The sequence below is a fragment of the Pseudarthrobacter enclensis genome, from assembly GCF_030811655.1.
Classification (GTDB): Bacteria; Actinomycetota; Actinomycetes; order Actinomycetales; family Micrococcaceae; genus Arthrobacter; species Arthrobacter enclensis_A.
Window position 1 is genome coordinate 51,838 of sequence record NZ_JAUSRE010000023.1, and the last position, 26,318, is coordinate 78,155.

Sequence of the window (26,318 nt, forward strand, 5' to 3'; positions counted from 1 at the left end):
TGCAGACAGGGGGCGGCGGTGCGGGCTACCGTGGTTAGGCCATGATGCACGCAAGCTCAAGGAGACGGACATGACTGAACGGCAGCCGTTGCGGGAGAACGAATATGGAAGGTGGGCCGAACACGGCACCGGCGCTCCGGTCATCCTTGTCCACGGCATCCCCACCTCGCCGCGCCTCTGGCGCCACGTCATGCCGCTGGTTCAGGGCCGAAGCCTGGCATGGGAGATGCCCGGCTACGGCTCAAGCATCCCGCGTGGGTCGCGGCATGATCTCAGCCTTTCGGCGCAGGCAGGCTACCTTCTTGAGTGGTTGGGCTCCCTGGCACTCGACGCGAAACCGGTACTGGCCGGCCACGACCTGGGCGGGGGAGTAGCTCAAATCGCGGCCGTCAGGCAGCCGGATGCCTTCGCCGGGCTGATGCTGACCAACTCTGTTGCCTACGATTCCTGGCCGATCCCCAGCGTGAAAATCATGCAGCGCATGGCACCTTTTCTGGCCAGACTTCCCGCGACCCTGATCTACCCCATGCTGGTTCAACTGCTCCACCGCGGCCACGACAATCCACAGGTGGCTCTCGAATCGATAGGGGAGCACTGGGCGCCCTATGTCACCCATGGAGCATCGCGGGCACTGATGCGCCAGGTGGTTCCGCTCACCCCGCACGACACGGACAACGTTTCCGGGCAGCTGCACGCACTCGGACTTCCGGCGCGGGTGGTGTGGGGCGAAGCAGACAGGTTCCAGCAGGTCCAGTACGGTGAACGTCTGGCCGAGGAACTCGGCTGCGACCTCACCAGGATCCCTCAGGGCAGGCACTTCACCCCCGAAGACCACCCTGAAACGGTCGCTGCTGCCATCAACTCCCTCCTGTCCGGTTCCTAGCGCATCAGGTCTCAGCGCAGGGCCGATATGAGTTGCTGGATTTCCTCTTCGGTGTTGTAGTAGTGCACCGATGCGCGGACGGCCGTGGGGGTGGCCGCTGTCAGGGGCAGCAGGTCGTCCGTGCCGGAAGGTGGCAGTGCCACGGTGGAGACGTTGATGTGTTGACGGGCGAGGTGTTCCTTGACCTGCCGGGCCGTTTTGCCGGGCACTGAGAATGTCACGATGCCGCTGCCGGGATGTTCCTGCCCGTGGACCCGGACCCAGGGGAGGTCGGCCAGGTGGGACCGCAGGGTCTGCGCGAGCGGCAAAACCCGTTCCCTGATCGGGTGGATGCCGAGGTCCAGGGCGTAGTCGACTGCGCGGCCGAGGCCGATACGCAGGGCCATGCTCGCCTCCCTGCTTTCCAGGAGCCGCGCCTGCAGCCTCTCTTCTCCGTTGTCCCGGAGCAGCGGCAGCCGGGGACGGGGCGCTGCGGCGGCCTGCTCCAGGACACTGGCCCGTACGTAAGCGAATGCGGTACCGCGCGGACCGCGGAGGAATTTTCTGCCGGTTCCAATGAGGATGTCACACGACAGCTGGGCCACATCCAGGGGCAGTTGCCCCACTGATTGGCAGGCGTCCAGGATAAACGGCACCCCGGCGTCGGCGCAGAGCCGGCCGGCAGCCGGCGCCGGGTTGACCAGACCACCTGTCATCGGGACGTGCGTGAGCGCTACGAGGGCGACGTCGCCGCGGACCAGTTCCCGGCGAAGGTGCGCCAGGTTGATGTTGCCGTGGGTGTCCTCCTCCAGAACCGCGAGTTTGAGCCCAAGCCGCGTCGCGAGCTGGATCAGGACCAGGATGTTACTGCGGTACTCCGTGCGCGCGACCAGGATGCGCCGTCCGTGCACGGGCAGGAGGGCTACCGCGAGGGCCCACGCCGTCGTCCCGCTTTCCATGAGTGCGATCTCATCCGGATGTCCTCCCACCAGGCTTGCGATGGATGAGTACACCTCTTCCAGACCGGCGGCGACTTCCGCGGCAGCTTCATACCCGCCGACCTGTTCTTCCCTCCGCAGGTGGCCCACGACGGCGGCCGTCACCGGCTGAGGCATCAACGAGCTGCCGGCATTGTTCAGGTGGGTGACGGTCCCGGCGCCGAGGGTGTCTGCGCGCAGCGCATCGATGTTCAGTGACATGGCCCCATCATGCCAAACCAGCGCGAGGGCGCTCAGGGGCTATTTATTCCGGCCTATTTCCTGGCACGGCGGCTGCCGCCGTGCCAGTCCTCTGTCAGCCCGGCTTCTTCACCGGTGAGGCCGAAACTGCGCAGCTGTGGCCGTTCGCGCAGGCTGCGCTTGAGCTCGGCGAATCCGGGGAAGCGGGCCAGGCCCACAACGTGATCCCACAGCCCGGCGGCGTCGACCCTGGCCGGCAGACGGCTGATCACCGGGCCGAAGAAGGCCACCCCATGGGGTGGTTCGAAATGGATGATCGGGGTCCCCACGTCCTTGCCCGTCAGTGCGAGTGCCTCGTCTGTCTCTGCCTGGATCCCGGCGTCCAGGGAGGCATCATCGAGGGCATCCGCCAGCGACGATGGCAGGCCCGCCTCGCTGAGGATCGGCTCGAGGAAAGCCCTTGTTCCGCGGCGGTCGAGCCCGTCGGGGCCCACAAGATTATCGTCCTCCACGGAATCGAAAATATGCGCACCCAGGCGGGCATAGAGGGCATCAACGGACTCGGGCCCGTGCTCGGAGCGGGCCTTGGAGGCCACCCGCAGCAGTCTCAGGCCTGCGGTGTGGCCGGCCTCGTAACCCTCCGGGAACTGGGCGTCGTAATCGACCGAGGCATTGAGCAGACGCAAAGAAATGAACCGCCACTGAACCGTATAGTCGCGCTCTTCCATCACCATCCGGACCCATTTACTGGTCATCCAGGCAAACGGACATACGGGATCGAAATAGAAATTGATGTTGGCGTTACTCATGGTTCTCCTGTCCTGGGACTTCAGGGATGCTTTCACAGCACAACTCCTGCGGGTTCGGGAACATTCCTGATATGCGGTGTTCCGTCGCAGGTGGGGCATAGTGGACTCATGGAACGGGGACAGCAATGAGGGAACGTTTGGTCGTGATCGGCGGCGACGCGGCCGGGATGAGCGCGGCGTCCGCCGCCCGCCGTGGCCGTGGTCCCGAGGAACTGGAGATCGTCGCGTTCGAACGCGGCAACCATACCTCCTACTCGGCCTGCGGCATCCCGTACTTCATTGGGAAGGACGTCGCCGACGCTGAGAGCCTGATTGCCCGGACACCGGCGGAGTTTTCCCGCAACCACCACATAGACGCACGCATTCGGCACGAGGTGCGCAGCATCGACCTGGACCGCCGCGCGGTACTGGCCCGCAACCTCGACACGGGCGGCGAAGCCTGGGAAGGTTTTGACCAGTTAATGATTGGAACCGGAGCTAGCCCTGTCCGCCCTTCCTTGCCCGGGATCGATGCCGAGGGCATCTACGGGGTCCAGACTCTCGATGACGGTCTCGCGCTCCGCACGGCCCTTGAGAGGCAGCCGCGCCGTGCCGTCATCGTGGGCGCCGGCTACATCGGACTGGAACTGGCGGAGGCGATGTCCGCCTGGGGGCTTGAGGTCACCATAGTCGGGCGAGGAGCCGGGCCGATGCTGCCCGCCCTGGACCCGGACATGTCTGACCTGGTCACTGACGCGGTCCGCGGTTTCGGAATGACCATCCTCCTTGGTGAATCAGTCACCGGGTTTGAAACGCGCGCTGGCCGCGTGTCCGCCGTTCTTACCGGTCAGGGGAGCATACCCGCTGATGTGGTGGTCCTTGGCCTGGGTGTGCAGCCCAACACCGCCCTGGCCCTGGACGCCGGAATCCGGCTTGGCCCCTCCGGTGCCATAGCGGTCGATGGCCGGATGCGGGCAAGCGCGGAGGGGGTGTGGGCGGCAGGGGACTGCGTGGAGAAGTTCCACCGCATCTCCCGCCGGCCTGTCCGGCTTCCACTGGGCACGTACGCGAACAAGGAAGGCCGCACCGCAGGGATCAATATCGGCGGCGGTTACGCAACCTTCCCGGGGGTCGTCGGAACGGCAGCCATGAAGATCTGCAGCACAGAAGTCGCCCGCACAGGGCTGGGGGAGCCGGAGGCCCGCGATGCCGGCCTTGAGCCCGTCTGCGCCGTCGTTGAATCCACGACCCGCGCCGGGTACTACCCCGGGGCCCGGCCGATCCGAACGAAACTGATAGCCGAGCGCGGCAGCGGCCGGCTGCTCGGGGCCCAGATCGTCGGGGAAGAAGGCGCCGCGAAGCGCATTGACGTCCTCTCGGTCGCGCTCTGGCACGGGACCACAGTGGAGGAACTGATCAACATGGACCTCGCCTACGCGCCCCCGTTCTCACCCTTGTGGGATCCGGTGCTCATCGCGGCCCGGAAAGCCTGGGACAAAGTCGCCGCCACCAGGTAGCGGGCCGCCTGCCGGGTCAGCTGAACGTAGGTGTGCCCGGTAACTTCCGGCACAGGTCCGCGATGTGACCCATTCCGGCGTACTCCCGGACCGCCTTGATTCCCGCAACCGCTGAGGGTTTGTCCGGAAAGGAACGGGAAACGGCCATCACCGTCCCGTCGGGAGCAGTGATTCTGAATCTGAAGCCCGACTCTTCATCATTGAAGAGTTCGAACATGCCTGCCATTCTTCTCCTCCCGACGAAGGCCCCCGCCACGTCGCCGTCGACGCTTCCGCATCGGGGCGCCAACACGGCGCTGGGCTGCCGCCCCGATGGTCCTGTGAAGGCGTGCGCCCCCATAACAGCTAAAGCTGTGAGGCCGGACACATGGCCGCCGATAAACCTACGCGCGGAATGTGATACCGGCCAGTAGAGGTCCTTTGGTGATGACGTCGTCCTTGTCCCTGCTTGGATCCCTGGTCTGCTGCCTCCCTTATTTCGTTTGTGGGTGGCGGGTTTTTGGCTGTCACGAGGACCTCCAGGGGCTCCTGAGGGTCAATCGCGAGACTGGCCGGCACTGTCATGCGGCCGGCTCCCGTTGTTAAGGAGGCTCTTCCGCGAACTGCGCATGCAGGCCGGGGAACGACCCGGTCCATGCCTGTTGCTTATTCCCAGCAGATGGAGCCGATGGGGTTTGGCCGTGCTGCACGCCAGGCGGGGATGGGGCCCGGCGATGAAGGCGCCCGGACCGCTCCCCGCCAATTCCACTTTCCGCAAAGTCCCGCCGGTTCCTGTCTTCGAGCACCAGCCCGCTTTTCTTTTTGGTCTGGCGTTCTGTGTGCTGGTTCACAGAATCATTGCGCGAGGGCCTCTACGTTTCAGTGGTAGGCAATAATTTCTTCAAGGAAAGGCAGGACTTCCGATGTCCACTTCATCCAGCGCAGCACACCGCCCGTCGGCGGTTTCGACCCCTCTGGGACGGCGGGTTACTGCCGGTATCACCGGCGGTTTGGCCGGCGGCATCGTGTTCGGGATACTCATGGCCATGATGGGCATGCTGGTCACCATTGCTTCGATGATGGGTTCGCAGTCGCCCTGGGTCGGTTTCGGGATCCACCTGATGATCTCCATTGTTTACGGCCTGGTGTTGACGCTGTTCTTCGCCACCCGGTTCCTGACCTCCTACGGCCGGGGCACCCTCACTGGCCTGGTCTACGGGGTCGTGCTGTGGATCATCGGCCCGTTGCTGATCATGCCGATGATGCTGGGTATGCCGTTGTTCACGTTTAACCTGACGGTGATGCTGTCGTTGATGGGACACATGATGTACGGCGTGATCCTGGCACTTGTCGCGGTACGGATCCTGAAGGGACGGGCATGAACGAAGAGTGCGGTGAGGACGTGGCCGCTGCCCTGACAGGTCAGCGCCGTCCCTGGTCCCCGGACCAGCGGGAGGTTTCTCCACTGAGCCCGGGTTTCGATTCCTCGCACGGATTCAGCTGCCTGAACGAGGTGGACCTGTTCGCCGATCTCAGCGTGGCTGAAATCCAGGCGATGGACCTGATGGCCCCGGCCCGGATGTTCCACCGGGGGGAACTGGTGTTCAGCCAGGCCCAACCCGTGACGGCACTGTTCATCCTCAAGACCGGACGGGTCCGCATCTTCCGGGTCGCCGAGGACGGCAAGGCCATGACCATGGCAATTCTGGAACCCGGTGCGGTGTTCGGGGAGATGACACTGGTGGGCCAGCAAATGTATGACAATTACGCCGAAGCGATTGAGGACTCGGCGATCTGCCGGCTTGACTCGATCGATGTCGAGCATTTCCTGCTCTCGGACCCGCGGATCGCGATCCGCATCTCACGTCTTCTTGGCGAACAGGTAGCCCGACTCGAGGAACGCCTCACGGATCTGGCCCTGCGGCCGTTGGCTGCCCGCGTCGCCTCCACCCTCCTTGGCCTCGCTGAAACCGCCCCGACAGGACGGTTCAGCCATGGACGGCAGATCCGGCTGACCCACGAGCAAATCGCCGGGCTGCTCGGGGCGACCCGGGAAGCGACCAGCCGGATCCTTGCAGACATGTCCGCCCAAGGGATCATCAGGCAGGGCAGGGGAAGGATCAGCCTTCAGGACACGGCGGCGTTGAGGACCATGGCCCGGAGCACCCAATGACAGGTACGAAACCAGGCGGGTCCGCCCCGATGCCCACGACGGTCACCGCAACCTACGCAGGGACGGTCCTGGCCCGGGCTGAGCGAACGGTGTTCCTGGAAGGAAACCACTACTTCCCCCGCGAAACCGTGGACGAAGACGCACTGGAAAAGAGCTGGCTGCGCACGCTGTGCTACTGGAAAGGCATAGCGCGCTACTACCACGTCCAGGCAGGAGGACACCGGATTACCAACGCAGCCTGGGCCTACCCTCTACCGTCACCGCTGGCGGGGAGGATCAGGAACATGGTCGCTTTCGACACCGGAACGGGCATCCTCGTTCAAGAACAGCCAGGCCGGCCGGGCAGCCCCTAAGGCCCACGGGATGCGCCAGGTGCGCTCACTGAAGGATCCCGTGATGGTCCGCCGCCGCGCGGTCCAGGGGTCTTGGGGAATGCTCCACACGGATTTGCTGCATCCGGGCGAGTCCGGCTGCAAGACAAACGCCAGGGTGCGTAGTATCCGGAAACAAGCAAGCAAGGCAGCTGCCGGACAACGGTAGCCAATAAGTCACAGAAGGAACCACAATGGCCCGTATTCCTGTTCACACTGTTGCCTCCGCCCCCAAGGAGTCAAAGGAGATCGCCGGCAATCTGGAAAAACGCATGGGAAAACTCCTGAACATCCACGCGGCAATGGCCCATTCACCCGTGGTGATCGCGGCCTACCACAGCATGGCCAAGGCCATCGCTGAGAACGGGAGCTTCGATGCGCGGACGAAGGAAGCCATCGCCCTGGCCGTCGGGAACCAGAACGGATGTGATTACTGCCAGGCCGCCCATACGCTCTCCGGCCGCAAAGCCGGATTCACGGACGATCAAATCCTCGCCATCCGGGCCGGGAAAATCGATTTCGACGCCAAACTCCAGACCATCACCGAGGTGGCCCGGGCAGCCGCAGCCAACACCGGCGACGTCTCTGACGCTCTATGGGAGGCCGCTCTGGAGGCAGGCTGGACGGAAACCGAACTGGCCGAAGCCTTCGCCCACATCGCTGCGAACCTCTTCACCAACTACTTCAACCACTACGCCCGCACGGACCTGGACCTCCCGGCAGCGGCTCCCCTGAACGACTGAACCCTGAAGGACTGAATCCTGAACCACCGGCCCCTCCCGCTACGTTCGGTCCGGCGGGTCCCGGAAACGGCCACGCATCCACGATCACCAGAAGCGGCCCCAGCGTCGCCGCGCCCGAAAGGAACACCATGGGATTCCCGTTCAAACCCTCCCGCCTGGCGGCGCTGGCTGCCGGCGCCGCCCTCACCCTGGGACTGGGCGCCTGCAGTTCGGGAGCCGAACCGTTGGCAAAGCCGTCCCCGGGCAGCCCGGGAACGGGCGCCCCGCTGGTCGTGGGATCGGCGAACTTCCCGGAGAGCCAGATCCTGGCCGACATCTATTCCGGAGCCCTGAACGCAGCCGGCATCAGCGCCTCGACCAAACCGAACATCGGATCCCGTGAGGTGTATGTCAGGGCGCTCCAGGACGGATCCATCGACCTGGTCCCGGACTACAGCGGGAACCTGCTGCGATACGTGGACAAGAACGCCACCGCCGTCAGCGCGGAAGATGTGATGAAGGACCTGCCAGGAAAGCTCCCCCAAGGGTTGAAGGTTCTGAACGCCTCCACGGCCGAGGACAAGGATTCCATCGTCGTCACCGAAGCCACCGCCGCCAAATACGGCCTTAAAACCCTCGCAGACCTGGGAAAGGTCTGCGACAAAATCACGCTCGGCATGCCCCCCGAAGCGCAGGGACGCCCTCAAGGCCTCCCCGGGCTGAAGGCCAAATATGGGTGCGTGCCGGGGCAGTTCCTGCCCTTCAGCGACGGCGGGGGCCCGGTCACTGTGAAGGCACTTCTTGATGACAAGATCCAGGCAGCCGACGTGTTCACCACCTCCCCGCTGATCGCCCAGAACCACCTGCTCACGCTGGAGGACCCGGCGAACAACTTCGCCGCCCAGCAGGTCGTGCCTCTGGTCCGCACCGACAGAGTCGACAGTAAAGCCGCCGAGGTACTGAACAAGGTCTCCGCCTCGCTGACCACCGGGGACTTGGTCAAGCTCAACGACCAGGTCTCCGGCAGCAGCAAACAAAACCCGGAAGACGCGGCCGCCGCATGGCTCAAAGACAAAGGCCTCACCCAGTGAACACCTGCACCAGGCATTGAGCGTGGGAACCGGCGGGATTCGCCGGCAAGAACAACGAACAAGGACGATGCGATGACGTTTGAACTGCGCACTTACACCTCGGCTCCCGGCAGGATGGAGGATCTGCTGCAACGATTTCGCGATCACACGGTCGCGCTGCTGGAACGCCACGGAATGCTCAGCCTCGGCTACTGGGTACCGGTCGCGGACACCGATACCCTCGTGTACCTGCTCCGGCATCAGGGGACACCCGCGGAAAACTGGGCGCAGTTCAGCGCGGACCCCGAGTGGGTAAAAGCGAAGACCGAATCAGTGCGCCACGGGGAATTGGTGACCCGCATCGAGTCGGTGTTCCTGGAAGCGGTTGATTTTTCGCCGCTTCAGCCCTGAACCACCCCCGGCCGGCCCGGCCGAGGCGCGGGCCCAGAGACAACAACCCGGCAGGCAAAAGAATCCACAGAGAAAGGGAACCATCATGATGCGACGTCCCCGGCCGGTAACGGTGCGCACTGCCGCAGCTGCCGGCGGAGACAGCACCTCCAACACGGCGGTCGGCAAAGAAGTAAACGCCCCGCCCCGGACCGGCGGGCTGAAATGACCAGAGACACAACGGCGGCAGCGGCGTCCGTGACCGGCAGGCCCGTTCCCGTCCGGGACGCCGAAGCACAGACCGGCCCCGGTTGGTCCACGGCGGCGCGGGTACCGGAGCGTTGCCGGACCTTGTCAGTGGCGGACGCGGAGACGTATGTGGCGTCGGTGTGTTTCAAAACAGGCCCTCCCGGTCCTGTGGGGGTGGAGATTGAGCAGGTTGTCCATGACCGGCACGATCCCGGCTTGCCTGTCACTGCCGGGAGGGTCCGGTCGGCCCTGGCACCGGCGGGCCGATTGCTGCCCGGGGGAGGAGTCATCAGTTTCGAACCCGGCGGGCAGGTGGAGATCAGTTCGGCCTGTGCGGCGGACCTGGCCTCACTGCTGGCAGCAACCCGGGCGGATTACCGGACCGTAAATGATCTCCTGGCCGCCGATGGACTTTATCCAGGCCCGTTGGCTCTTGATCCTTTGCGTGCGCCGACCCGTTCTCTGGACCATCCGCGGTACGCGGCGATGGAACGGCACTTCGACCGGGCCGGCCCCGAAGGGCTTGTCATGATGTGCTCGACGGCCGCCATACAGATCTCCGTGGAAGCAGGCCACCCCGGGGAGGGACCCCAAAGCGCCGTCGAACGGTGGAACCGGCTGCACCGGCTAGCGCCGGTTCTCGTGGCCATGTTCGCTAATTCCCCGTTCCGGCACCGGACTCCCAGCGGATGGAAAAGTACGCGGCACAGGGTGTGGGCTGCGATCGACCCGACGCGGAGCACCCCTGTCACGGGCCCGGCCCGGGAGTCTGATCCGGCGTTGGCGTGGGCACGTTATGCCCTGGAGGCGAACGTTCTGTGCATCCGGTCGGCAGGAGCGGACTGGGACGCACCCCGCGGGCTCACAATGCGCGACTGGCTCAACGGTCGCGGACCCAGGCCCGTGACCGTGGCGGACCTGGAATACCACTTGACCACCTTGTTCCCGCCGGTGCGGCCCCGGGGATACCTGGAACTGCGGGTCATCGACGCCCAGGAAGGGGCCGACTGGGAGGCCGCCACCGCGGTGGTCACAGCGCTGATGGATGATCCGCAGGCGGCGGAGGCCGCCGATGTGGCATGCGCAGCGTTGGAGGGCAGGGCCGGGATCACTGAGGGTGCGGCCCGGGACGGCCTGGAGAATCCCATGCTGGCGGCTGCGGCACGGGCTTGTGCCGACGCGGTACTGGCCGCGCTGCCCCGGTTCGGGGCAGACCGGGCCACCATGGCGGGGGCCGCTGAATTCCTTGAAAAGTACACCCTGCGCGGCCGGTCTCCGGCTGATGAGCGGCTCGATCATTGGCACAGAACGGGCAGTTTTTTCCTTCCCCCCAGTCAGGAGCAGTCATGAACGCATACAGTGAACCAGTATCTGCCGCGGCCGGTTCACCGGACCTGCTCCGGGCCTGCATTGCCGGTGCTTTGGAGAAGGTCCGGGCCAGAACCCACGCGCTGACATCCTGCGATGACGCCGAGCTGGTAAAACAGCACTCGCCTCTGATGTCTCCGCTGGTGTGGGATCTGGCCCATGTGGGCAGCCAGGAGGAACTCTGGCTCGTGCGCGACGTCGGCGGCCGGGAGGCTTTGCGCCCTGACATCGACCGGATGTATGACGCCTTTGAGCACCCGCGCAGTTCCCGTCCATCGTTGCCGCTGCTGTCACCGGAGCACTCGCGCCAGTACATCGGCGAAGTCCGGGACAAAGCGCTGGACGTGCTCGAACAATCGGTGCTGGAAGGTTCGGCGCTGATCGAGAACGGGTTCGCCTTCGGCATGATCATCCAGCACGAGCACCAGCACGATGAGACGATGCTCGCCACGCACCAGCTCAGGGAAGGCCCCCCGGTCCTGGCACCCGGCCCGTTCCCGCCCGGGATCGGGCCTTCCTCTGCAGAGCATCTCCCGCACGAAGTGCCGGTACCCGCCGGGCCCTTCACGATGGGGACATCGTTGGAGCCCTGGGCCCTCGATAACGAGCGCCCGGCGCACCAGGTGGACCTGCCGGCGTTCTGGATCGACACCGTCCCTGTCACCAATGGTGCGTACCGCCGGTTTATCGACGCCGGCGGGTACCAGGATCCGCAATGGTGGTCCGGGCCAGGGTGGCAGCACCGGATGGCGGCCGGGTTGGAAGCTCCCTTGTATTGGGTGCGCGACGGCCAGGGGTGGTACCGGCGCCGCTTCGGTGTCTTCGAACCGGTTCCTGATGCCGAACCTGTGCAGCACGTGTGCTGGTATGAGGCCGAGGCCTACGCCCGGTGGTCCGGGCGCCGATTGCCCACCGAAGCCGAGTGGGAGAAAGCCGCCAGGTGGGATCCGGGCAGCGGCCGGTCGCACCGCTATCCCTGGGGGGATGGGGACCCCACGCCGGGCCAGGCGAACCTGGGTGGGAAGACGCTCCGGCCCGCAGTGGCGGGCTCCTACCCGGCAGGAGCCTCGGCAACCGGTGCGCGTCAGCTCATCGGGGATGTGTGGGAATGGGTTGCCAGTGATTTCCGCCCTTACCCGGGCTTCCGCGCTTTCCCCTACCCGGAATACAGCGACGTTTTCTTCGGGACCGAGTACAAGGTACTGCGTGGTGGTTCCTGGGCTACGGACGCGGCGGCCTGCCGGGGAACCTTCCGTAACTGGGACTACCCGATCCGGCGCCAGATCTTCTCCGGCTTCCGCACCGCCAGGGACGCCAGCCCGGACGAAAGGGGGTAGGGATGTGCCGCCACATCGCCTACCTCGGCAACTCCCTGTCCCTGGCCGACCTGCTCATCGCGCCGGCGTTCGGGTTGTTCCGGCAATCCTGGGCACCGCGTCAGCAGCAGTATGGCGCCATCAACGCCGACGGCTTCGGGGCCGGCTGGTACGCGGAGGACGACGTCGTACCCGCCCGCTACCGGCGGGCGGTGCCGATCTGGGCCGACCGTTCCTTCGCGGACGTGGCACGGGTGAGCCGCAGCCACTGCATCCTGGCCGCGGTGCGTTCTGCCACGGAAACGATGGCCCCGGATGAGTCTGCCGCAGCTCCCTTCAGCTCCGGGCCCTGGCTTTTCAGCCACAACGGCCGCGTCAACGGCTGGCCGGGCAGCGTCAAACACCTCGCCGCCGGCCTCCCGGCATCAAGGCTGCTGGAGATGGAAGCGCCCGTGGATTCGGCGTTGCTCTGGGCGCTGGTCCTGGAACGGCTTGAGCGCGGCGAGGAACCCGGGAACGCGCTGGGCCAGACCGCGGCGGACGCATCCGCGGCGGCAGGAGGCAGGTATAACTTCCTGCTCACCGACGGTCACCGGATTGCCGCGACCGCCTGTGGAGACACCCTCTTCTGGCGGGCCGGGCCGGACGGGGTGGCCGTGGCCAGCGAGCCCTTCGACGACGGGCCCGGCTGGCGCAGCGTACCTGAGAACACCATACTGACCGCCGCCGGCGGAGAGGTCGCGCTGCGTCCCCTCCCGGCGCCATGGAAGGACAGCGCATGACAACGGGATCAGCCGACAGCATGGACACGATCATCCGCCACCTGCCCCAGGACCATCTGGCCCGGACACTGCGTGCGGACGTGCGGGCCGGTCTGGGCAGCCGCCCACGTACCCTTCCGCCGAAGTGGTTCTACGACGAGGTTGGCAGCGAACTCTTCGACCGCATCACCGAACTGCCCGAGTACTATCCTTCCCGGGCTGAACGCGAAGCCCTTCAAGAGCACGCAGCGCACATCGCTGCCGCTGTCCCGGCCGGCACCCTGATCGAACTGGGGTCAGGATCGTCCCGGAAAACACCGCTGCTGCTCCAGGCACTGCTCGACACCGGACACCTGGAACGCTACGTTGCTGTAGACGTCAGCGACACGGCCCTGGCCGGCGCCCGGGACGGGCTGGCAGCCATCTTCCCGGACCTTGAACAACATGCGCTGCTCGCGGACTTCGAAACACAGCTGCACGTCCTGCCCCGGCACGGACACCGGCTCGTCGCGTTTCTGGGGGGCACCATCGGAAACTTCGAACCACATCAACGGGCAGCGTTCCTGGCCAAGGTCCGCGAACTGCTGGGCAGTGGAGGCGGCTCACTGCTGCTTGGCACCGACCTGGTGAAAGCCCCCTCGGTGCTGGTCCCGGCCTACGACGATTCCGCCGGGGTCACGGCAGAATTCAACCGCAACGTCCTGCGGGTCCTGAACAACATCCTCGACGCGGATTTCGATGTCGATGCCTTCGAACATGTGGCCCTCTGGAACGCCGAGAACGAATGGATCGAGATGCGCCTGCGCGCCAAACATCCCATGTTCGTGCGGTTGCCCGGGGCAGGCATGGACATCCACTTCGAAGAAGGCGAGGAACTGCGCACCGAAATATCAGCGAAATTCCGTCCCCAGGCCGTGGCAGCCGAACTCGCCGGGGCAGGCTTTACCCTGGCAGGCCAATGGACAGACCCCCAGGAACGCTTCGCCTTGACCCTCGGGCAGGCCCTGTAAGCACCGGGTCCGGCCACCGCACGGAGGCCTCACCAGCCTTGACCTTCCCCTAAGGGGAAGGATAAGGATGGGATGGCAACACCACCCCGGCGGTCCCCCCACAGCACGGCATTCTGCCGGTCCCTCACCCACCGGGGCGTTCCCGGACCGGGCCCACCAGCTGATGACGATGCCGCTTCTTGAATAACAGCCAGCCAAGTAACGGGCCCGGAAGCGCCGGGCTCAAGGAGGAGTACTGAACCATGGTTTTTGAACACGCACACTTCACTGTCCACGAGGGCATGGACGAGGGTTTTGAGAGCGCCTACCCCTCCGTTCGTGAGGCCCTGCTGCACGCCCCCGGATGCCAAAGCGTAGCCCTCCACCGCAGCGCCGACCGGCCCGGGGTTTACCTCCTGCGCGTCGGGTGGGACACGCTGGCTGATCACACAGAGCGCTTCCCGGGGACCGAGCAGAGCCGCCAGGTACGTGAAGCGATCGGCCCCTATGTCGCATCATCAGACCTGATCCATTTCGAGGAAACAACACTCTGAGAACCGCCGGGAATTATTCCAGACCCCAGCGCATTAACACCCTGTGCGGGCCCTAATAAATCACCCGCAAATAGTAGCGAAGCGAAAGAGGAAAAACATGCCACGCATTCCCGTCCAAACCGTTGAGACTGCACCCCAGGGCTCACGTGAAATTGCCGGCAAACTGAAGAAGAAAATCGGCAAACTGCTTAACATCCACGCGGGAATGGCTTCCTCCCCGGCCGTGATCGGCGCCTATGACGGATTCTCTGCCGCAATTGCCGAGCACGGGACTTTCGATGCCCGCACCAAGGAAGCCATCGCACTGGCCGTGGGGAACCAGAACGACTGCGGGTACTGCCAGTCGGCGCACACCCTTTCGGGCCGGGCCGCGGGACTCAGCGAAGACCAGATCCTCGCCGTACGCTCGGGCGAAGTCGACTTCGACCCCAAGCTGGAAGCTATCACCGCTGTCGCCCGTGAAGCGGCAGCCAACACCGGATACGTCTCGGACCCCGTCTGGCAAGCGGCGCTGGACGCGGGCTGGACCACCGAGCAGCTTGCTGAGGCCTTCGCCTACATCGCGGAGAATCTCTTCACCAACTACTTCAACCACTACGCCCGCACCGACCTGGACCTGCCCGCGGCCCCTGAAATCGCTGCCTGAGCCGTGGGAAGGGGGCATTCGCTCCCTCCCCAGCGGCACACCGAAGGAAAGGAAAGGAACCATGGGAAAAACCAAGGAAGTCACCGACGCCACGTTTAATACCGACGTTCTGGGCGCCTCGAAACCCACCGTAGTGGACTTCTGGGCCGAGTGGTGCGGCCCTTGCACCAAACTATCCCCGATCCTCGAAGAACTCGCCGAGGAATACGGTGATAAAATCGATGTCGTCAAAGTAAACGTGGACGAGAATCCTGAAACGTCCAGCAGATACGGAATCACATCAATACCATCCGTGTATCTGTTCAAAGACGGCGAACAGAAGGCTTCGGTTATCGGCGCACGCCCGAAACAATTCTTCGAAAAAGAATTCTCCGAATACCTGCAGTAAACCGTAAAACCGGGCCGATGAATAAGGAACCCCCGGGGAGGCGACAGGCGCTTCCCCGGGGTTCCCTGTCCTCGCACCTCAGCGGACAGCGTCTCCAGGTCCATCCGGGACGCGGACCCGGCGCGGCCAGACCCCGGAGTCCTCCTCTGCAATGCAGATCACAGACCGGCTCCGGGGCCGTGGGCTGCGTTGGCCCCAACGGGCGGAGGGGACACACGGTGTCCGCCGTGCCGGAAAGGACAAAGATGACCATGGCACTTCGAATGCAGGACCAGATCAGCAGGCTCCGCGAGCATCTGCGGTATGAGCCGACAGCGAAGAGAATCCGCGGTGAGGCGTTGGGCGATCTCATCGTGGACTCCCGACGTACGGTGCTCGTCTGGGAAGCCGGGACCCTTGTGCCGGTCTATGCCGTTCCCGCCGCTGACATCACCGCTGAGCTGCTGCCCGTGGCGGCCGAAAATTCCCGCCGCGGTTCGGCCTTCCACCGAGGCCATGGCGCCGGGCAGGAATTCACGCTCAGGACCCCGGGGGGCGAACTCCCGGCCGCCGCCTTCGTCGCCGATGATCCTGAGCTGTCCGCATATGTGCTGCTCGAATACGGCGCTTTTGACCGTTGGCGCGAAGACGAGGAACCAGTCGACGGCCACCCGAGGGACCCGTTTCACCGCGTGGATGCGCGCGCCTCGGGACAACGGATGAAAGTTGAGTTCGAGGGCCGGGTCATCGCTGAGACGCAGCAACCTGTCCTGGTATACGAGACGATGCTGCCGGTCCGGGCCTACTTCCCCCGCTCCGACGTGGACTTCTCACTCCTGGAGCCCTCGGACAGGCAGAGCATTTGCCCGTACAAGGGTCACGCCTCCTACTGGTCGGTCCGCAATGCCGGCCCCAAGGGCAGGAACATCGCATGGAGTTACGAAGAACCCCTTCCTGACGCGAACCCGATCAAAGGCCTCATCGCCTTCTATGACGAACGCACGGACATACATAACCTCGGCTGAACGCCTCCAACTGAACGGGGCAGGGGAAAAGCCACGACTACCGGAGCGCGATGGCGTTCGTGACGGCAGTTCCTGCCACCATCCAGGGCGCAAAGATACATCCGGGCGGCGGGTCTGTATCCCTCACTGCAACGTCGCGTGGGTCTGCTCAGGGTTGGACCGGTGCAACCGCGGGCTTGTTTCGGCATCGGATGCTGGCGTACGTCGGCCTGACTGTTTGTGTTGCCCGTACGGGGTCAGTCCGCGCGGCTTGTAGACGGCCAGCACTGTCGCTACGAGCAGCACCGGCAGGGCGGCGCCGGCTTTTGAGGGCGAGGTCGTTCCTCAGTCCCGCGGACGCATTGACGGACCAAGTTGGGGACAGCGCCGCCTGGGAGAGCCTGCTGGTCGCGACGAGGTGCATCTGCAGGGCCAGAGTGCACAGGACGTTGATTATGAGCTTAGCACGACCCAGTAGTGCCGGAGCAGGCCCCATGTTGTGCCCAGTGATGACACCAGTCCGGTCGCGAGGGATGCCAGAGACAGCGGGAAGATGACGACCCAACGACACCCCGGTGCTCGCGGCCGTGAACGCCGGCAAGGTGGAGGCAGGTGTTCTGTACCACTACTACTCTTTCGTGGACCAGGCCCAGACCGGAGAAAACAGCAAGAACGTTGAGCTGCACTACTTCAGGAACGAGGACCCGGGCGCGTTCGTCAGCGTCTCTGGAGGCGCCGTCCTTGCGTCGAGTAAAAAGCAGGCCAACGCCCAGGAGTTTCTGAAGTTCATCACGGGCAAAGAGGGTCAGCAGGTCCTCCAGACTGGTGATTCCTTTGAATACACCGTGGGCTCCGATGTACCAGGCAATCCCAAGCTCGTGCCCCTCAAGGATCTTCAGGCACTGTCGGTAGACCCGCCAAACTCAACAGTCAGAAGGTCACAGAGCTGATGACCGAAGCAGGGCTCCTCTAAAAATTCCGAGTTCGGGGAACAGTGCGGGGGAGAGCGGCGGGACGCTCACATAGCAGTCCCTCCCTCCCTTCGGGAATCAGGGCAAAAGCACGACAGCCGATGCCGGGTAATAGTGCCCGGAGTCAGTGAACCTGGCAATACTGACGGCGCCGCCAGTGCCGGTATCCGCGCCTCTTAACCGTTATCACCTCAAATACTGGCCGCGACCCGCACCATTACATTTGTTGAGTCCGCCGAGAGACGGGGACTTGGTCGCTGACGGCATGGGCCTTGTTGCGGTGGTTTCCATTCCTCTTGGCCCTCGAAACGGTGCGGGATCAGGCAACGCAGTCGAAGCGCGTGGTTTCTGCCGTTGGCTGCAAGTGGCGCTCAAGCTGGCGCGGCCGCATTCGTGGTATCCCAATGCCACTAAAACGTTAAGCTTCCGGGGATTGTTCACCCCCTTTCCAGGACATGGCGTCGACGAGACCGGACGCCGGCATCGGAGGAGCATCCTGGTATCAACGGTCCCCATGCACAAAGAAGGGAGGCGATGCCTAATGCCCACGAATTGGCCATTAGAAGGGTGCGAGCAGCTTACCCGTCCTGGATCCGCGGGGCTGCCGGGTGTGGCAGGTTTCCGGTAGTAGTGGCCCGGGTCGGGGCCAAGAAATGTCCAGGGAGGATCGCCGCGGAACAGCCGTGCCGGTAGAGTATGTTCCAGGTGAGTCGGGAAGTTTGGTCGGCAGATCTATAGGTCTGCCCTGACCCCGGAGGCCTCAGTGAAAATTCCGCCATTTCCCCCAGCCGGCTTTCTCCCACGAGCTGGGCTGTTGGTTTTTCCCGCCGCAGGTGCAGCAGGCGGCCGCGGGAGGATCTGCTGATGCCGGCGCCCGCGGGAACGTCGACCAGGGGGGTGGGCGGGGCTTTCCGCTCCCGCACGGCGCTGCTGTTGGCGTTCGCCTTCGCCGTCATGGCCGACCCGGTCTCCTCTGTCGCGTAGGCCATCGAAGCGGCCTTGCGCGCATTGAACGGGGATTTGGCGTTGCTGGTCCCCACGATGATCCTCGTCGTGGCGATCATCGCCCTTGTCATCGTGAACTACCGCCAGCTCATCGCCCGCTACCCTCAGGGCGGGGGAGCTTCCGCGGCTGTGGGTGAGGCCTTCGGAGATGGCTGGTCCTTCATCCCGATCGGTGCGCTCGTGGTGGATTTCGTGCTCACCATCGCCATCAGCGTCTCCGCCGGTTCCTCGGCGGCGATAGCGTACTTCCCCGCTCTGGCGCCCTGGCGGCTGTTGCTCGGGCTGGGCCTGGTCGTGCTCGTCGGTGCCGCGACCTGGTTCGGACACCTGGGTCGGCTGGTCTTCGCGGCGATGACGGTGGCGTTCATTATCGTTTCGGTCATCGTTCTTCTTTCCGGTCTCGGAGCCACACCTCAGCCTGTCGGCACGATCACGGGCGCCCCCGGGCATCAGCCCGTCCTTGCCGTCGTGCTTGCCTTCCCTGTAGCGATGGCCCTGGCCACCGGGGTCGAAGCACCGTCCTCGGCCGTCGCTCAGCTCGGACAGCTCGATAACGACGGACGGCGCCGCTTTGGGCAGGTCACGCTCTGGCTGACCCTCGCCATTGTTGGCACGATCACCCTTGGCCTGAGCTTGGAGGCCGCGTACCTGCAGGTCGGAATTCCGCCCGAGGACAGCACCCAGATCGCCGAACTCGCCCGCCTCGCCGCTCCGGGGCCGGTTTTCGCAGCCTTCCAGCTCGTCACCGCCCTGCTCCTGCTCTCCGCAGCCTCCTCCTCGTTCCAGGCAGGACCTGGCCTGCTCAAGGCCCTGGCGCGCCACACCAACCATGAGGGCGAAACCGTCGGCATCCTCCCGGCCGCCGTAGGTCACACCAACACCCACCACACCCCGTACTGGGGCGTCGTCCTGTTCATCGTCCTGGCTGGAGCCGTCACCGCCGCCGCCGGCGGAAACGACCAGGAGCTGGTCCTTTTCTACGCCGTCTCGGTCTTTCTCAGTTTCCTCGCCGGTCTGGTCTCGATGGCTTTCTTCGCCCGCAAGGACCACCAACCCGGATTCCTCATCCTGAACACCGCCGGCGCCCTCGTCGTGACGTTCACCCTCGTTGCCAACCTCTCCCGCGGTCTTCCCCTCGTCAGCCTGGCGGCCGCCCTCGCCATCGCGGCACTTCTTTACCGGGCCTGGACCAAAGCGGGACGTCCCCGTGGCATCCGCAACGCCGCGGCTGAATCCGAATAACCTCGTGGCACGGACGTCAACAAGCCATGCCGCGAACCCGAACGTCAAACGCTGCGCGGCTGTCGCTCACATCGGAGGTCGTTGCAGGGGGTCCGGGGCCGCTACCCGTTAAGAAACCATCAAGAAAGGCGAGGGAACGGTCCCTGGGTGCACAAAGAGATGGTGGACGCCCGCGATGGTGCGGGCTTTTCGTCGGGACAGGCTTTGTTCGTGTGGAAAAGAAGGGACAGCGCCGGTGATGAAACGCCCAGCTAAGGGACAGCCGCCTGGTAAGGACGACAACTTGTCCCGCCCGGGTATGTCCTGTCACGGCCGGGAGATTGTATGAGGGAGTATGCCTCCGACCTCCCCGCGGGGGTACGGTATGCCGCACCTGCCGGCACCGTCAGCGAGTCTGATGGCCGGACTGTTGAGGGTCCGGCCTACCGTTCCCGGGGCGGCTACCTGTTCGAGGACAGTTCCGGTGGTCAGTGGTGGATTATCTTCCGAACCACTACCGAAAGCTTCTCTTTGCGTGCCCTGGTCCGCGGGGATGTGTTGGCGTGCAGTGCCTCCTACGGTCAGCAGGTGCAGGTTCGGGTGCTCGCCGCCGGTGTCCTTAGAAGCGACGCGGACGCCGCTTTTCGCAAGATGACGCCGTCCTCCTTGGAAGATGCTGCATGGCTTGCGGCGTCTGTCCCGGTCCCACCCGGGTGACCGCCGGGTTCCGCGGCCCATGGTCAGGGGAAAGGGTCAGCCGACGTGGACCCAGGGGCGTTTGGTGACGTCGGGTTCGGCTTCGTGGAGTACTTCCCGGGTGATGGGGCGATTTCGCTTTCGCGGGATGAACCGATTCGGGCCACGTGACTTTTCAGAAATGAGAGTGCAGTCAGCGCCGATTGAGAGGTGCGGGAGAGAGCCGTTTCGGTTGAGGCGAGGGTCCTGGGAAAGGGCCGGGTTGTCCAGATCTTGATTTTTCCATCGCAAGGCCTGATGTTTAACGCCACCTTCCAATGCATGCTTTGGCCGGCTACGGTCTGCCGCGTCGACGGACTCGGGCCTGAAGCGACCGGGCAGCACATGCGGTCTTATGGCGCGGTCCCGGGCTGTTGTGTTATTCATCCTCATCTATGCTGCTGTACGTGCGGGTGCCACGGCGTTCCCGGGGAGCAGTGACCTCCGCCGCCGGTGCAATCTTCGGAATCTCTCAGGCCCCGGCGGCTGGCAAGGAGGGCCGTTCAGTCAGTTGACTACTACATGACCTACTCGCCCGGAGTCTTCTCCGGCCCACGCAGCCCCGAAAGGCAGGCCGAGAACTCGGGCAGAAGATATACAGCACGCCATCGGGCCCCCCGGAACGCTCAGACACCCGATGCCGGTTCCCCAGATCAGGCGCGGCGGAGAGTACTACGAACACGACGTGAACGACGGCAAAAGTCGCTGACGCGAGTTGCTCTCCTGAAAGGCACCAAGCCACCGGCCCGGAAAAGTCCCAGCGTGCCTCCCGGGATCAGTCCCTGAGTCCCCCTTTTACAGCGGCAAGGCGGGGCAACGCAGATGTATGTTAGCGGCCATGAAAAACTGCCCAAAGGCGGCCACGAAATTGCCCACTGCCGGCGAGCACACTAACTGGCCGCCCGTGGGCAGAAGCTAGTGGCCATTGACAGATGTACCGGTGAGCCCTCGAAGGACCGGCGCGCAGAGTTGGACGATGTATCTCCCCCGCCGCCCTCGCCCAGGCAAAGGGGGAGTTTAGGGGACATATGTTCCTGCAGCGGTCTCCGCGGCGACCGTTCGAGTCAGCGACCGGCCCTAACTTTATTCCGGTTGCCCGGGGGACCGGGTCATCCGGTGAGGCGACTGTCCGCCGATGGTCTTCCAAGCTGTGTAAACGGTATAGAGGGCGACGATGCTCCCTTTGGCGTGAAGGGCTCCCAAGCCGGGGCGGGGACCGCAAAGATGCCGTTTGTACGGAGATGTCCTTCAAAGCCTTCGTGGCATGCACCATGGCTTCCTCGTCCATGGCGAGACGGACGTAAAAACGGCCGAGCGACGGCCCCGACCCGCAGGGAAGTACGCGGAACTCCATTGGGAACGGGTTCAGGCGCTCCAGCCTGACCCAGGCGACATGGACTGGGCTAAGTTCGCCCTGCTCTTCACAGTCAACGGGCCACGAGTGCACACCGCAATTGTGACCTGTCCTGCCATGACTGCCTGCCTCAGATAGCTGTGCTTTGAATGCCTATCGGCACTCAATCAACTAATGAGTCAGAGGATCAATCGAATGGAATCTGATACGAGTCGAATCGTCACGCTCGGGGATGAGTCTACGAGATGGAGCGGGCTCAGGCCGCGGCAGCCCCGGTGTCGCTGATCCCGGCCAGCAGCCACTGCTCGGACAAAGGGTCGCGGCGCAGCTCGAAGGTTCGCAGCGCCGAAGTGGACGTCAGTCGGATTGTCTACCCTTCAGCCTCATTTCGCCCTATCAGCAAACGGAAGCAAAGGCGAGTTACGTATGGCACGTACTGGAGGGACGTGCCAAACGAGACGTCGCTCCGCGGCGTGCCGCAGACTCCAGCACTCACTGATCAACGACACATTGCGCGAGCTGCAGCCGGCCGCGAGGGGCCAGAAGAGCGTTCGGGAAGACCTCCGTGCGTGAAATTGGACTTTAGGCAAGCTTCACTCCACCCGGAGGTCTTCTTCATGGCGCCAAACCATGCCGCGCATCGCTAACGTCCGTGGTCAAGACATCTAATATGTAGTTCTCATTTGTCAAGAACGTGAGGAAGCGGTCCGCGGGCTGGGTTGCCTGCCTCGAACATAGCTGGAACCTCCAAATTTCAAATGTGGCTCTACCTGTCCGGCCAAGTGTGGCAGGCAACCCCACGCCTCGCTTTGAAAAGGAGGTCCCAGCCCCCCTGGACCACACTTCCTGGGCCTTCTGACAGAGGCCCATCAACGCCGGAAACAGGATCCGGGGCGTCCACTATCCACCACCCGGGACGGAACCGCACAAAGCTGGACGCCCCGGATACGGTCCGGCCACAATGGCCCTCAGAAGGCCCCAGGAACCAGGAGGGATCCCGACCCAGGGCCCCGGCACCTCCTGCTACATATCTCTAATAGGTAGTGACCAGCCCGAGGTTGGTTGGCAGACTGCTTTCCGGGACCGCCGGGCGTGACTCCCTTCATATCTGACCCGCCCTGCGGTGTCTTATAGACGACCTGTCCGCCCGGAGGGCCCGGGAGCAGCCGGCCCACTCCAATGGCTTGATAGAAGGCTGTCCGCTTCACCCCGGTGGTGCTGCGTGACCCGTTAGAGATTTGCCTCGGCGTGATCCCTCCCGGCTGGTTCCGACCGGACCTCTTCGGACAGGAGCAAACAAATGACCATAGTCGCAGACCAGTACACTCACGTCGTCGGCGTGGATACACATGCCAGGACCCACACATTCTCAATGCTCGCCGCCACCACAGGCGCGGTGATCGGGACCGACACATTTCCCACCACCGGGGCAGGCATGAGCCGGGCAGTGGAATGGATCCGGCGCCGCACCCCCGCCGGGAACGTCCTGGTCCCGGTTGAGGGGACGAGCTCCTACGGGGCAAGACTGACGCGTCTGCTGGAGGTGGAGCGCTTCGCTGTCTGCGAGGCCAGGCCGCCCCGGCGGCAATCCCGCCGCGCCCATGGCAAGTCCGACGCGATCGACGCCGTCGCCGCGGCCCGGACCGTCCTGGGAACGGCCACGACCGAACTCGTCAGCCCCAGGGCCGAGGGTCTCAGGGAAGCACTTCGAATCCTTCTGGCCGCCCGGCGCTCGATGGACACCCAGCGGACCGGCGCGCGCAACGCGCTGACCGCCCTGCTGCGAACCCTCGATCTGGGAATCGACGCACGCACCCCGCTGACCGCTGCGCAGGTCAGGACGGTCCAGGGCTGGCGGGTAAGACAGGGCGACGGACCTGCTGCCGCCGTCGCACGGGCAGAGGCACGTCGCCTCGCCTCCGCCGTCATCACCCTCGGCGCGGAGCTGGAGGACAATCAGCGGGCCCTTGCCGAACATGTCCAGTTCATGGCCCCGGGAATCCTGGACATCTCAGGGGTAGGCCCGGTGACCGCGGCGATCATCCTCGCCGCCTATTCGCACCACGGCCGGGTCCGCTCGGAAGCGGCCTTCGCAGCCCTCGCCGGCGCCAGCCCCGTGCCGGCATCCTCCGGCAACACGAACAGGCACCGGCTCAACCGCTACGGTGACCGGCAACTCAACCGCGCACTGGACGTCGTCGCCAGGACCCGAAGCCTCACAGACCACGCCACCCGCGCCTACATCGGGCGGCGCACCGCGGAAGGAAAGAGCCCACGGGAAATCCGCCGCTGCCTCAAACGCTTCATCGCAAGACAGATCTTCCGCCAACTCCAGACACTCATGGCTTGACTCGCCACCATAGAAGGGTCGTCTAGCCGCCGTTGGAATGGTCCAATCCATGATCCGCGGAAACAAGGAACGGGCATCATGGTGTTTCGTTTGATGGCGGTTCCGGCGGATGCGCCTCGCGCGCCGCTTTATCGTCGAGAGGCCGGAAGGTGCCTTCGTGGGATCGCGCTTGGGCTACTGCAAGATGTAGACGTTGGCGCCACTTTCCGGCACGGACTTACTGAAGTTGATCACGTCCTTGACGTTGACCCGCACGCCTTCGACCGCTGAGGCAGGAGGGCTGCCCAAATCGCATTCGATGGTGAGCGTGAGTGGCAGGTGCACGCTGGGAGCCGCATCCGGGGTTGCGGTGCCGGAGAGCATCAGTTTGCCGCCGAAGAACGACGCGGGCAGGCCCTGGGGTGTTGCGTCGCCGTAGGACTGGAAGCTGACCAGTCCTGTTGTGGTAAAGGTTCCGGTGATCGTTTGTCCGGTTGCGGCCACGTGGTGGGTGAAGGTGCCGCCTCCGGTGGCAGAGTTCGTGACTGTGTCGAACGTGCCCGTGGCGACGATGGTCACCACGTCGCCGTTAGTGGCGATGGCTTGGTTGCCGGCGGGGAACCCGAGGCTTTGGATGAGTGCATCGCCGACGTGGTATTCGAAGGAGCCTTTCACTGATTGTGCACTGGCGGCCGTTGTTTGGGACAGCACCAGGAGCGGCACCGCCAGTAAGAGTGCGATTATTCTGCGCATGGTTTTTCCTCACTTTCTGATTTCTTCTTGTGGCTCCCCTGGCCTGTGCCCTGCTAAGGGCCCGCGGGGAACGGTCGTCGCGGCGTCAGCCAGGTCGCGCTGCCGGTTCGCTAAGGCTTGATGGCAGGGAACTCGCCGCCGCGGACTTCTGCTCGCAATGTCGCCCGATATCTATGCTCGTAAAGGAGCAAGCGCCGGGGGACGGGAGATCTGCCGTTTCGGGCGCTCTGGCGTTCGCATGATTCGGGGAGAGGGACCTCAGCGCGAGGGGGTATGCCGCCGCCGTCGTCACGGTGGGCTGTTGCAGCCCGGAGCGGCTGAGCGGGGGCTTCCTGCTGCCGGTTGCGCGGCAGGCCGGGCGACCGCTCGGGAACCGGGCCGGCGTCTGCACCACGACTGGCAGTCAACTCTCGCTCATCTCGCTTCGAGGGCCCCAGCGATGTATTCAGTATGCTCCGATTCTTCCGTGGCAGACAGATGCCGAGAAGGCAACAAGGATTCGCTGCAGCCGGGGTGGTATGCCACCCAAAGCATTCCCTGGTAGGGAGAACTTGCCGGGCTTAGTCGGAACCTCGGACAAATACCTGCGTCCGGCGTAAGATCGGCCTGATCAACGGCTTCTCCGGGAGAATTGAGATGTTGCGGACAACCTTTTGCGAGGTGCTTGGGGTTGAGCACCCTATCGTTCAGGCGGGTATGGGCCCATTCGGCAGTGGCGCCGAATTGGCGGCCGCGGTGTCCAATGCAGGCGCCCTTGGCAGCCTCGGCGGCGCGGCCCGGTCGCCGGGGGACCTGCGAGAACAACTGTCCGTTCTGCGCACTCTGACCGAGCGCCCCTTTGCTGTTAACTTCACTCAGCCCTGGCTTCAACAGCACCCTGAATCCTTTGACATCGCTCTTGAGCTGCACGCGCCGGTTGTGTCGCTAGCCCTTGGCGATCCGGGAGAGCTGCCGGCACGTGCGCATGAGGCGGGTGCCCTGTTTATCCAGCAGGTGCATACGGTCGAACAGGCGTATCTGGTCGCAGGGCGGGGAGTTGATGTGATCATTGCCCAGGGCGCGGAGGCGGGCGGTTTCGGCGGGATGGTTTCGACAGTGGTTCTTGTCCCGCAGGTGGTCGACGCTGTGGGTCCGGTGCCGGTTCTCGCAGCCGGGGGTATCGCCGATGGCAGGGGTTTGGCTGCTGCCCTCGTCCTGGGTGCGCAGGGAGTGAACATTGGCACCCGGTTTCTGGCTTCGGAGGAGGCGACTATCAGTGGTGAATGGAAACAGGCGATTTTGGCGGCTGGCTCACAGAACGCTGTGAAAGTGGACGTGTGGGATGACATCTTCGGCAAGCCCGGCGGCGGCGCCTTCGATGTTGTTCCGCGGGCCCTTGAGACGCCGTTCATCGAGCAATGGCAGGACCACCGCGCTGATGCGTCCGCTGAGGCCGCCCGCCTCCAGAGCCAGATCATGGAAGCCGTCAGGAAGCAGAGCATGGAGAGATTCGTGCCGTTCACAGGACAGTCGGTCGGCATGATCGGCGAGGTCCTGCCGGCCCGGGACATAGTCCAGCGACTCATCGAGCAGGCCACCGAAGCGCTGCAGAACACTTCCCGTCTTTTTGGCTGAACTCTGCGTAAGCCCGAAACACCCGGTTTGAG

25 protein-coding genes and 1 pseudogene are annotated in these 26,318 nt (G+C 64.4%); 21 read left to right on the top strand and 5 right to left on the bottom strand.

Features of this window, described 5'->3' with window-relative positions:
* Positions 1 to 70 precede the first annotated feature (70 nt).
* On the top strand, positions 71 to 883 hold the full coding sequence (locus J2X98_RS18440; protein ID WP_307311041.1) for an alpha/beta fold hydrolase: 813 nt from the start codon (positions 71 to 73) through the stop codon (positions 881 to 883).
* Between the two features lie 11 nt (positions 884 to 894).
* Here J2X98_RS18440 and J2X98_RS18445 read toward each other — a convergent pair whose 3' ends face one another.
* Both J2X98_RS18445 and J2X98_RS18450 read right to left on the bottom strand, forming a co-directional pair.
* On the bottom strand, positions 895 to 2,061 hold the full coding sequence (locus J2X98_RS18445) for an aminotransferase class V-fold PLP-dependent enzyme (protein ID WP_307311044.1): 1,167 nt from the start codon (positions 2,059 to 2,061) through the stop codon (positions 895 to 897).
* Between the two features lie 53 nt (positions 2,062 to 2,114).
* The gene (locus tag J2X98_RS18450) at positions 2,115 to 2,849 is read right to left on the bottom strand and encodes a mycothiol-dependent nitroreductase Rv2466c family protein (protein WP_307311047.1); all 735 of its coding nucleotides are present in this window, start codon (positions 2,847 to 2,849) and stop codon (positions 2,115 to 2,117) included.
* A gap of 125 nt (positions 2,850 to 2,974) precedes the next feature.
* Here J2X98_RS18450 and J2X98_RS18455 point away from each other — a divergent pair, with 125 nt between their 5' ends.
* Positions 2,975 to 4,345 carry an FAD-dependent oxidoreductase gene (locus tag J2X98_RS18455; RefSeq protein WP_307311050.1) on the top strand — a complete coding sequence of 457 codons (1,371 nt, stop codon included), beginning with the start codon at positions 2,975 to 2,977 and terminating at the stop codon, positions 4,343 to 4,345.
* Positions 4,346 to 4,361: 16 nt separating this feature from the next.
* On the opposite strand, the gene J2X98_RS18460 is transcribed toward J2X98_RS18455, so the two are convergent.
* Positions 4,362 to 4,571 carry a YegP family protein gene (locus J2X98_RS18460; protein ID WP_307311053.1) on the bottom strand — a complete coding sequence of 70 codons (210 nt, stop codon included), beginning with the start codon at positions 4,569 to 4,571 and terminating at the stop codon, positions 4,362 to 4,364.
* A gap of 676 nt (positions 4,572 to 5,247) precedes the next feature.
* On the opposite strand from J2X98_RS18460, the gene J2X98_RS18465 reads away from it, so the two are divergent.
* The 15 genes and pseudogenes from J2X98_RS18465 to J2X98_RS18535 all read left to right on the top strand — a co-directional run.
* A complete protein-coding gene (locus J2X98_RS18465; protein ID WP_307311055.1) occupies positions 5,248 to 5,706 on the top strand; it encodes a hypothetical protein in 459 nt (152 codons plus the stop codon).
* Entirely contained in the window at positions 5,703 to 6,497 is a 795-nt protein-coding gene (locus J2X98_RS18470; protein WP_277798650.1) for a Crp/Fnr family transcriptional regulator, read from the top strand. Before J2X98_RS18465 ends, J2X98_RS18470 begins: the two co-directional genes overlap by 4 nt.
* Positions 6,494 to 6,850: a DUF427 domain-containing protein gene (locus J2X98_RS18475; protein ID WP_307311057.1), complete on the top strand. Its 357-nt coding sequence runs from the start codon at positions 6,494 to 6,496 to the stop codon at positions 6,848 to 6,850. The genes J2X98_RS18470 and J2X98_RS18475 overlap by 4 nt, the downstream gene beginning before the upstream one ends.
* A gap of 212 nt (positions 6,851 to 7,062) precedes the next feature.
* Entirely contained in the window at positions 7,063 to 7,611 is a 549-nt protein-coding gene (locus J2X98_RS18480; RefSeq protein WP_307311060.1) for a carboxymuconolactone decarboxylase family protein, read from the top strand.
* A 128-nt stretch (positions 7,612 to 7,739) separates the two neighbouring features.
* The gene (locus J2X98_RS18485; protein WP_307311063.1) at positions 7,740 to 8,681 is read left to right on the top strand and encodes an ABC transporter substrate-binding protein; all 942 of its coding nucleotides are present in this window, start codon (positions 7,740 to 7,742) and stop codon (positions 8,679 to 8,681) included.
* Between the two features lie 72 nt (positions 8,682 to 8,753).
* On the top strand, positions 8,754 to 9,071 hold the full coding sequence (locus J2X98_RS18490; protein ID WP_307311066.1) for an NIPSNAP family protein: 318 nt from the start codon (positions 8,754 to 8,756) through the stop codon (positions 9,069 to 9,071).
* Positions 9,072 to 9,275: 204 nt separating this feature from the next.
* Positions 9,276 to 10,649, top strand: a complete 1,374-nt coding sequence (gene egtA / locus J2X98_RS18495) for an ergothioneine biosynthesis glutamate--cysteine ligase EgtA (protein WP_307311069.1) — start codon at positions 9,276 to 9,278, stop codon at positions 10,647 to 10,649.
* Positions 10,646 to 12,004 carry an ergothioneine biosynthesis protein EgtB gene (egtB, locus tag J2X98_RS18500; RefSeq protein WP_307311073.1) on the top strand — a complete coding sequence of 453 codons (1,359 nt, stop codon included), beginning with the start codon at positions 10,646 to 10,648 and terminating at the stop codon, positions 12,002 to 12,004. Before egtA ends, egtB begins: the two co-directional genes overlap by 4 nt.
* 2 nt (positions 12,005 to 12,006) lie before the next feature.
* On the top strand, positions 12,007 to 12,765 hold the full coding sequence (gene egtC, locus J2X98_RS18505) for an ergothioneine biosynthesis protein EgtC (protein ID WP_307311076.1): 759 nt from the start codon (positions 12,007 to 12,009) through the stop codon (positions 12,763 to 12,765).
* A complete protein-coding gene (gene egtD, locus J2X98_RS18510) occupies positions 12,762 to 13,754 on the top strand; it encodes an L-histidine N(alpha)-methyltransferase (protein WP_307311078.1) in 993 nt (330 codons plus the stop codon). Before egtC ends, egtD begins: the two co-directional genes overlap by 4 nt.
* Positions 13,755 to 13,996: 242 nt before the next feature.
* Positions 13,997 to 14,287, top strand: a complete 291-nt coding sequence (locus J2X98_RS18515; RefSeq protein WP_277798659.1) for an antibiotic biosynthesis monooxygenase family protein — start codon at positions 13,997 to 13,999, stop codon at positions 14,285 to 14,287.
* A gap of 97 nt (positions 14,288 to 14,384) precedes the next feature.
* Positions 14,385 to 14,933 (top strand): carboxymuconolactone decarboxylase family protein, encoded by a 549-nt coding sequence (locus tag J2X98_RS18520; RefSeq protein WP_307311082.1) that lies wholly within the window; start codon positions 14,385 to 14,387, stop codon positions 14,931 to 14,933.
* Positions 14,934 to 14,994: 61 nt separating this feature from the next.
* Positions 14,995 to 15,321, top strand: coding sequence for a thioredoxin (trxA, locus tag J2X98_RS18525; RefSeq protein ID WP_307311085.1), 327 nt, complete (start codon positions 14,995 to 14,997; stop codon positions 15,319 to 15,321).
* Positions 15,322 to 15,572: 251 nt separating this feature from the next.
* A complete protein-coding gene (locus J2X98_RS18530; RefSeq protein ID WP_307311089.1) occupies positions 15,573 to 16,325 on the top strand; it encodes a DUF427 domain-containing protein in 753 nt (250 codons plus the stop codon).
* 560 nt (positions 16,326 to 16,885) lie between these two features.
* Positions 16,886 to 17,277: pseudogene (locus J2X98_RS18535) on the top strand (extracellular solute-binding protein); the annotation flags it as partial.
* A 576-nt stretch (positions 17,278 to 17,853) separates the two neighbouring features.
* Here the strand turns inward: J2X98_RS18535 and J2X98_RS18540 are convergent.
* Complete coding sequence (locus J2X98_RS18540) at positions 17,854 to 18,339, bottom strand: hypothetical protein (RefSeq protein ID WP_307311091.1); 486 nt, start codon at positions 18,337 to 18,339, stop codon at positions 17,854 to 17,856.
* Between J2X98_RS18540 and J2X98_RS18545 the strand changes: the two genes are divergently transcribed.
* From J2X98_RS18545 to J2X98_RS18555, 3 genes are all read left to right on the top strand, one after another.
* Positions 18,329 to 19,522, top strand: a complete 1,194-nt coding sequence (locus J2X98_RS18545) for a hypothetical protein (RefSeq protein WP_307311094.1) — start codon at positions 18,329 to 18,331, stop codon at positions 19,520 to 19,522. The genes J2X98_RS18540 and J2X98_RS18545 overlap by 11 nt on opposite strands.
* A 324-nt stretch (positions 19,523 to 19,846) precedes the next feature.
* Positions 19,847 to 20,218: a hypothetical protein gene (locus J2X98_RS18550; protein ID WP_307311098.1), complete on the top strand. Its 372-nt coding sequence runs from the start codon at positions 19,847 to 19,849 to the stop codon at positions 20,216 to 20,218.
* A 2,672-nt stretch (positions 20,219 to 22,890) separates the two neighbouring features.
* Positions 22,891 to 23,940: an IS110 family transposase gene (locus tag J2X98_RS18555; protein ID WP_307311102.1), complete on the top strand. Its 1,050-nt coding sequence runs from the start codon at positions 22,891 to 22,893 to the stop codon at positions 23,938 to 23,940.
* 174 nt (positions 23,941 to 24,114) lie between these two features.
* On the opposite strand, the gene J2X98_RS18560 is transcribed toward J2X98_RS18555, so the two are convergent.
* Entirely contained in the window at positions 24,115 to 24,672 is a 558-nt protein-coding gene (locus J2X98_RS18560; RefSeq protein ID WP_307311106.1) for a hypothetical protein, read from the bottom strand.
* 636 nt (positions 24,673 to 25,308) lie between these two features.
* On the opposite strand from J2X98_RS18560, the gene J2X98_RS18565 reads away from it, so the two are divergent.
* A complete protein-coding gene (locus J2X98_RS18565; protein ID WP_307311108.1) occupies positions 25,309 to 26,286 on the top strand; it encodes an NAD(P)H-dependent flavin oxidoreductase in 978 nt (325 codons plus the stop codon).
* The last annotated feature ends 32 nt before the right edge of the window (positions 26,287 to 26,318 follow it).

Coding starts and splice junctions, on each gene's coding strand:
- J2X98_RS18460 (WP_307311053.1), bottom strand. CDS start 4,571: ATGGCAGGCATGTTCGAACTCTTCAATGATGAAGAGTCGGGCTTCAGA.
- J2X98_RS18465 (WP_307311055.1), top strand. CDS start 5,248: ATGTCCACTTCATCCAGCGCAGCACACCGCCCGTCGGCGGTTTCGACC.
- trxA (WP_307311085.1), top strand. CDS start 14,995: ATGGGAAAAACCAAGGAAGTCACCGACGCCACGTTTAATACCGACGTT.
- egtA (WP_307311069.1), top strand. CDS start 9,276: ATGACCAGAGACACAACGGCGGCAGCGGCGTCCGTGACCGGCAGGCCC.
- J2X98_RS18480 (WP_307311060.1), top strand. CDS start 7,063: ATGGCCCGTATTCCTGTTCACACTGTTGCCTCCGCCCCCAAGGAGTCA.
- J2X98_RS18440 (WP_307311041.1), top strand. CDS start 71: ATGACTGAACGGCAGCCGTTGCGGGAGAACGAATATGGAAGGTGGGCC.
- J2X98_RS18515 (WP_277798659.1), top strand. CDS start 13,997: ATGGTTTTTGAACACGCACACTTCACTGTCCACGAGGGCATGGACGAG.
- egtD (WP_307311078.1), top strand. CDS start 12,762: ATGACAACGGGATCAGCCGACAGCATGGACACGATCATCCGCCACCTG.
- J2X98_RS18445 (WP_307311044.1), bottom strand. CDS start 2,061: ATGTCACTGAACATCGATGCGCTGCGCGCAGACACCCTCGGCGCCGGG.
- J2X98_RS18565 (WP_307311108.1), top strand. CDS start 25,309: ATGTTGCGGACAACCTTTTGCGAGGTGCTTGGGGTTGAGCACCCTATC.
- J2X98_RS18555 (WP_307311102.1), top strand. CDS start 22,891: ATGACCATAGTCGCAGACCAGTACACTCACGTCGTCGGCGTGGATACA.
- egtB (WP_307311073.1), top strand. CDS start 10,646: ATGAACGCATACAGTGAACCAGTATCTGCCGCGGCCGGTTCACCGGAC.
- J2X98_RS18520 (WP_307311082.1), top strand. CDS start 14,385: ATGCCACGCATTCCCGTCCAAACCGTTGAGACTGCACCCCAGGGCTCA.
- J2X98_RS18485 (WP_307311063.1), top strand. CDS start 7,740: ATGGGATTCCCGTTCAAACCCTCCCGCCTGGCGGCGCTGGCTGCCGGC.
- J2X98_RS18530 (WP_307311089.1), top strand. CDS start 15,573: ATGGCACTTCGAATGCAGGACCAGATCAGCAGGCTCCGCGAGCATCTG.
- J2X98_RS18560 (WP_307311106.1), bottom strand. CDS start 24,672: ATGCGCAGAATAATCGCACTCTTACTGGCGGTGCCGCTCCTGGTGCTG.
- J2X98_RS18475 (WP_307311057.1), top strand. CDS start 6,494: ATGACAGGTACGAAACCAGGCGGGTCCGCCCCGATGCCCACGACGGTC.
- J2X98_RS18540 (WP_307311091.1), bottom strand. CDS start 18,339: ATGATCGCCACGACGAGGATCATCGTGGGGACCAGCAACGCCAAATCC.
- J2X98_RS18550 (WP_307311098.1), top strand. CDS start 19,847: ATGAGGGAGTATGCCTCCGACCTCCCCGCGGGGGTACGGTATGCCGCA.
- J2X98_RS18490 (WP_307311066.1), top strand. CDS start 8,754: ATGACGTTTGAACTGCGCACTTACACCTCGGCTCCCGGCAGGATGGAG.
- J2X98_RS18450 (WP_307311047.1), bottom strand. CDS start 2,849: ATGAGTAACGCCAACATCAATTTCTATTTCGATCCCGTATGTCCGTTT.
- J2X98_RS18470 (WP_277798650.1), top strand. CDS start 5,703: ATGAACGAAGAGTGCGGTGAGGACGTGGCCGCTGCCCTGACAGGTCAG.
- J2X98_RS18455 (WP_307311050.1), top strand. CDS start 2,975: ATGAGGGAACGTTTGGTCGTGATCGGCGGCGACGCGGCCGGGATGAGC.
- egtC (WP_307311076.1), top strand. CDS start 12,007: ATGTGCCGCCACATCGCCTACCTCGGCAACTCCCTGTCCCTGGCCGAC.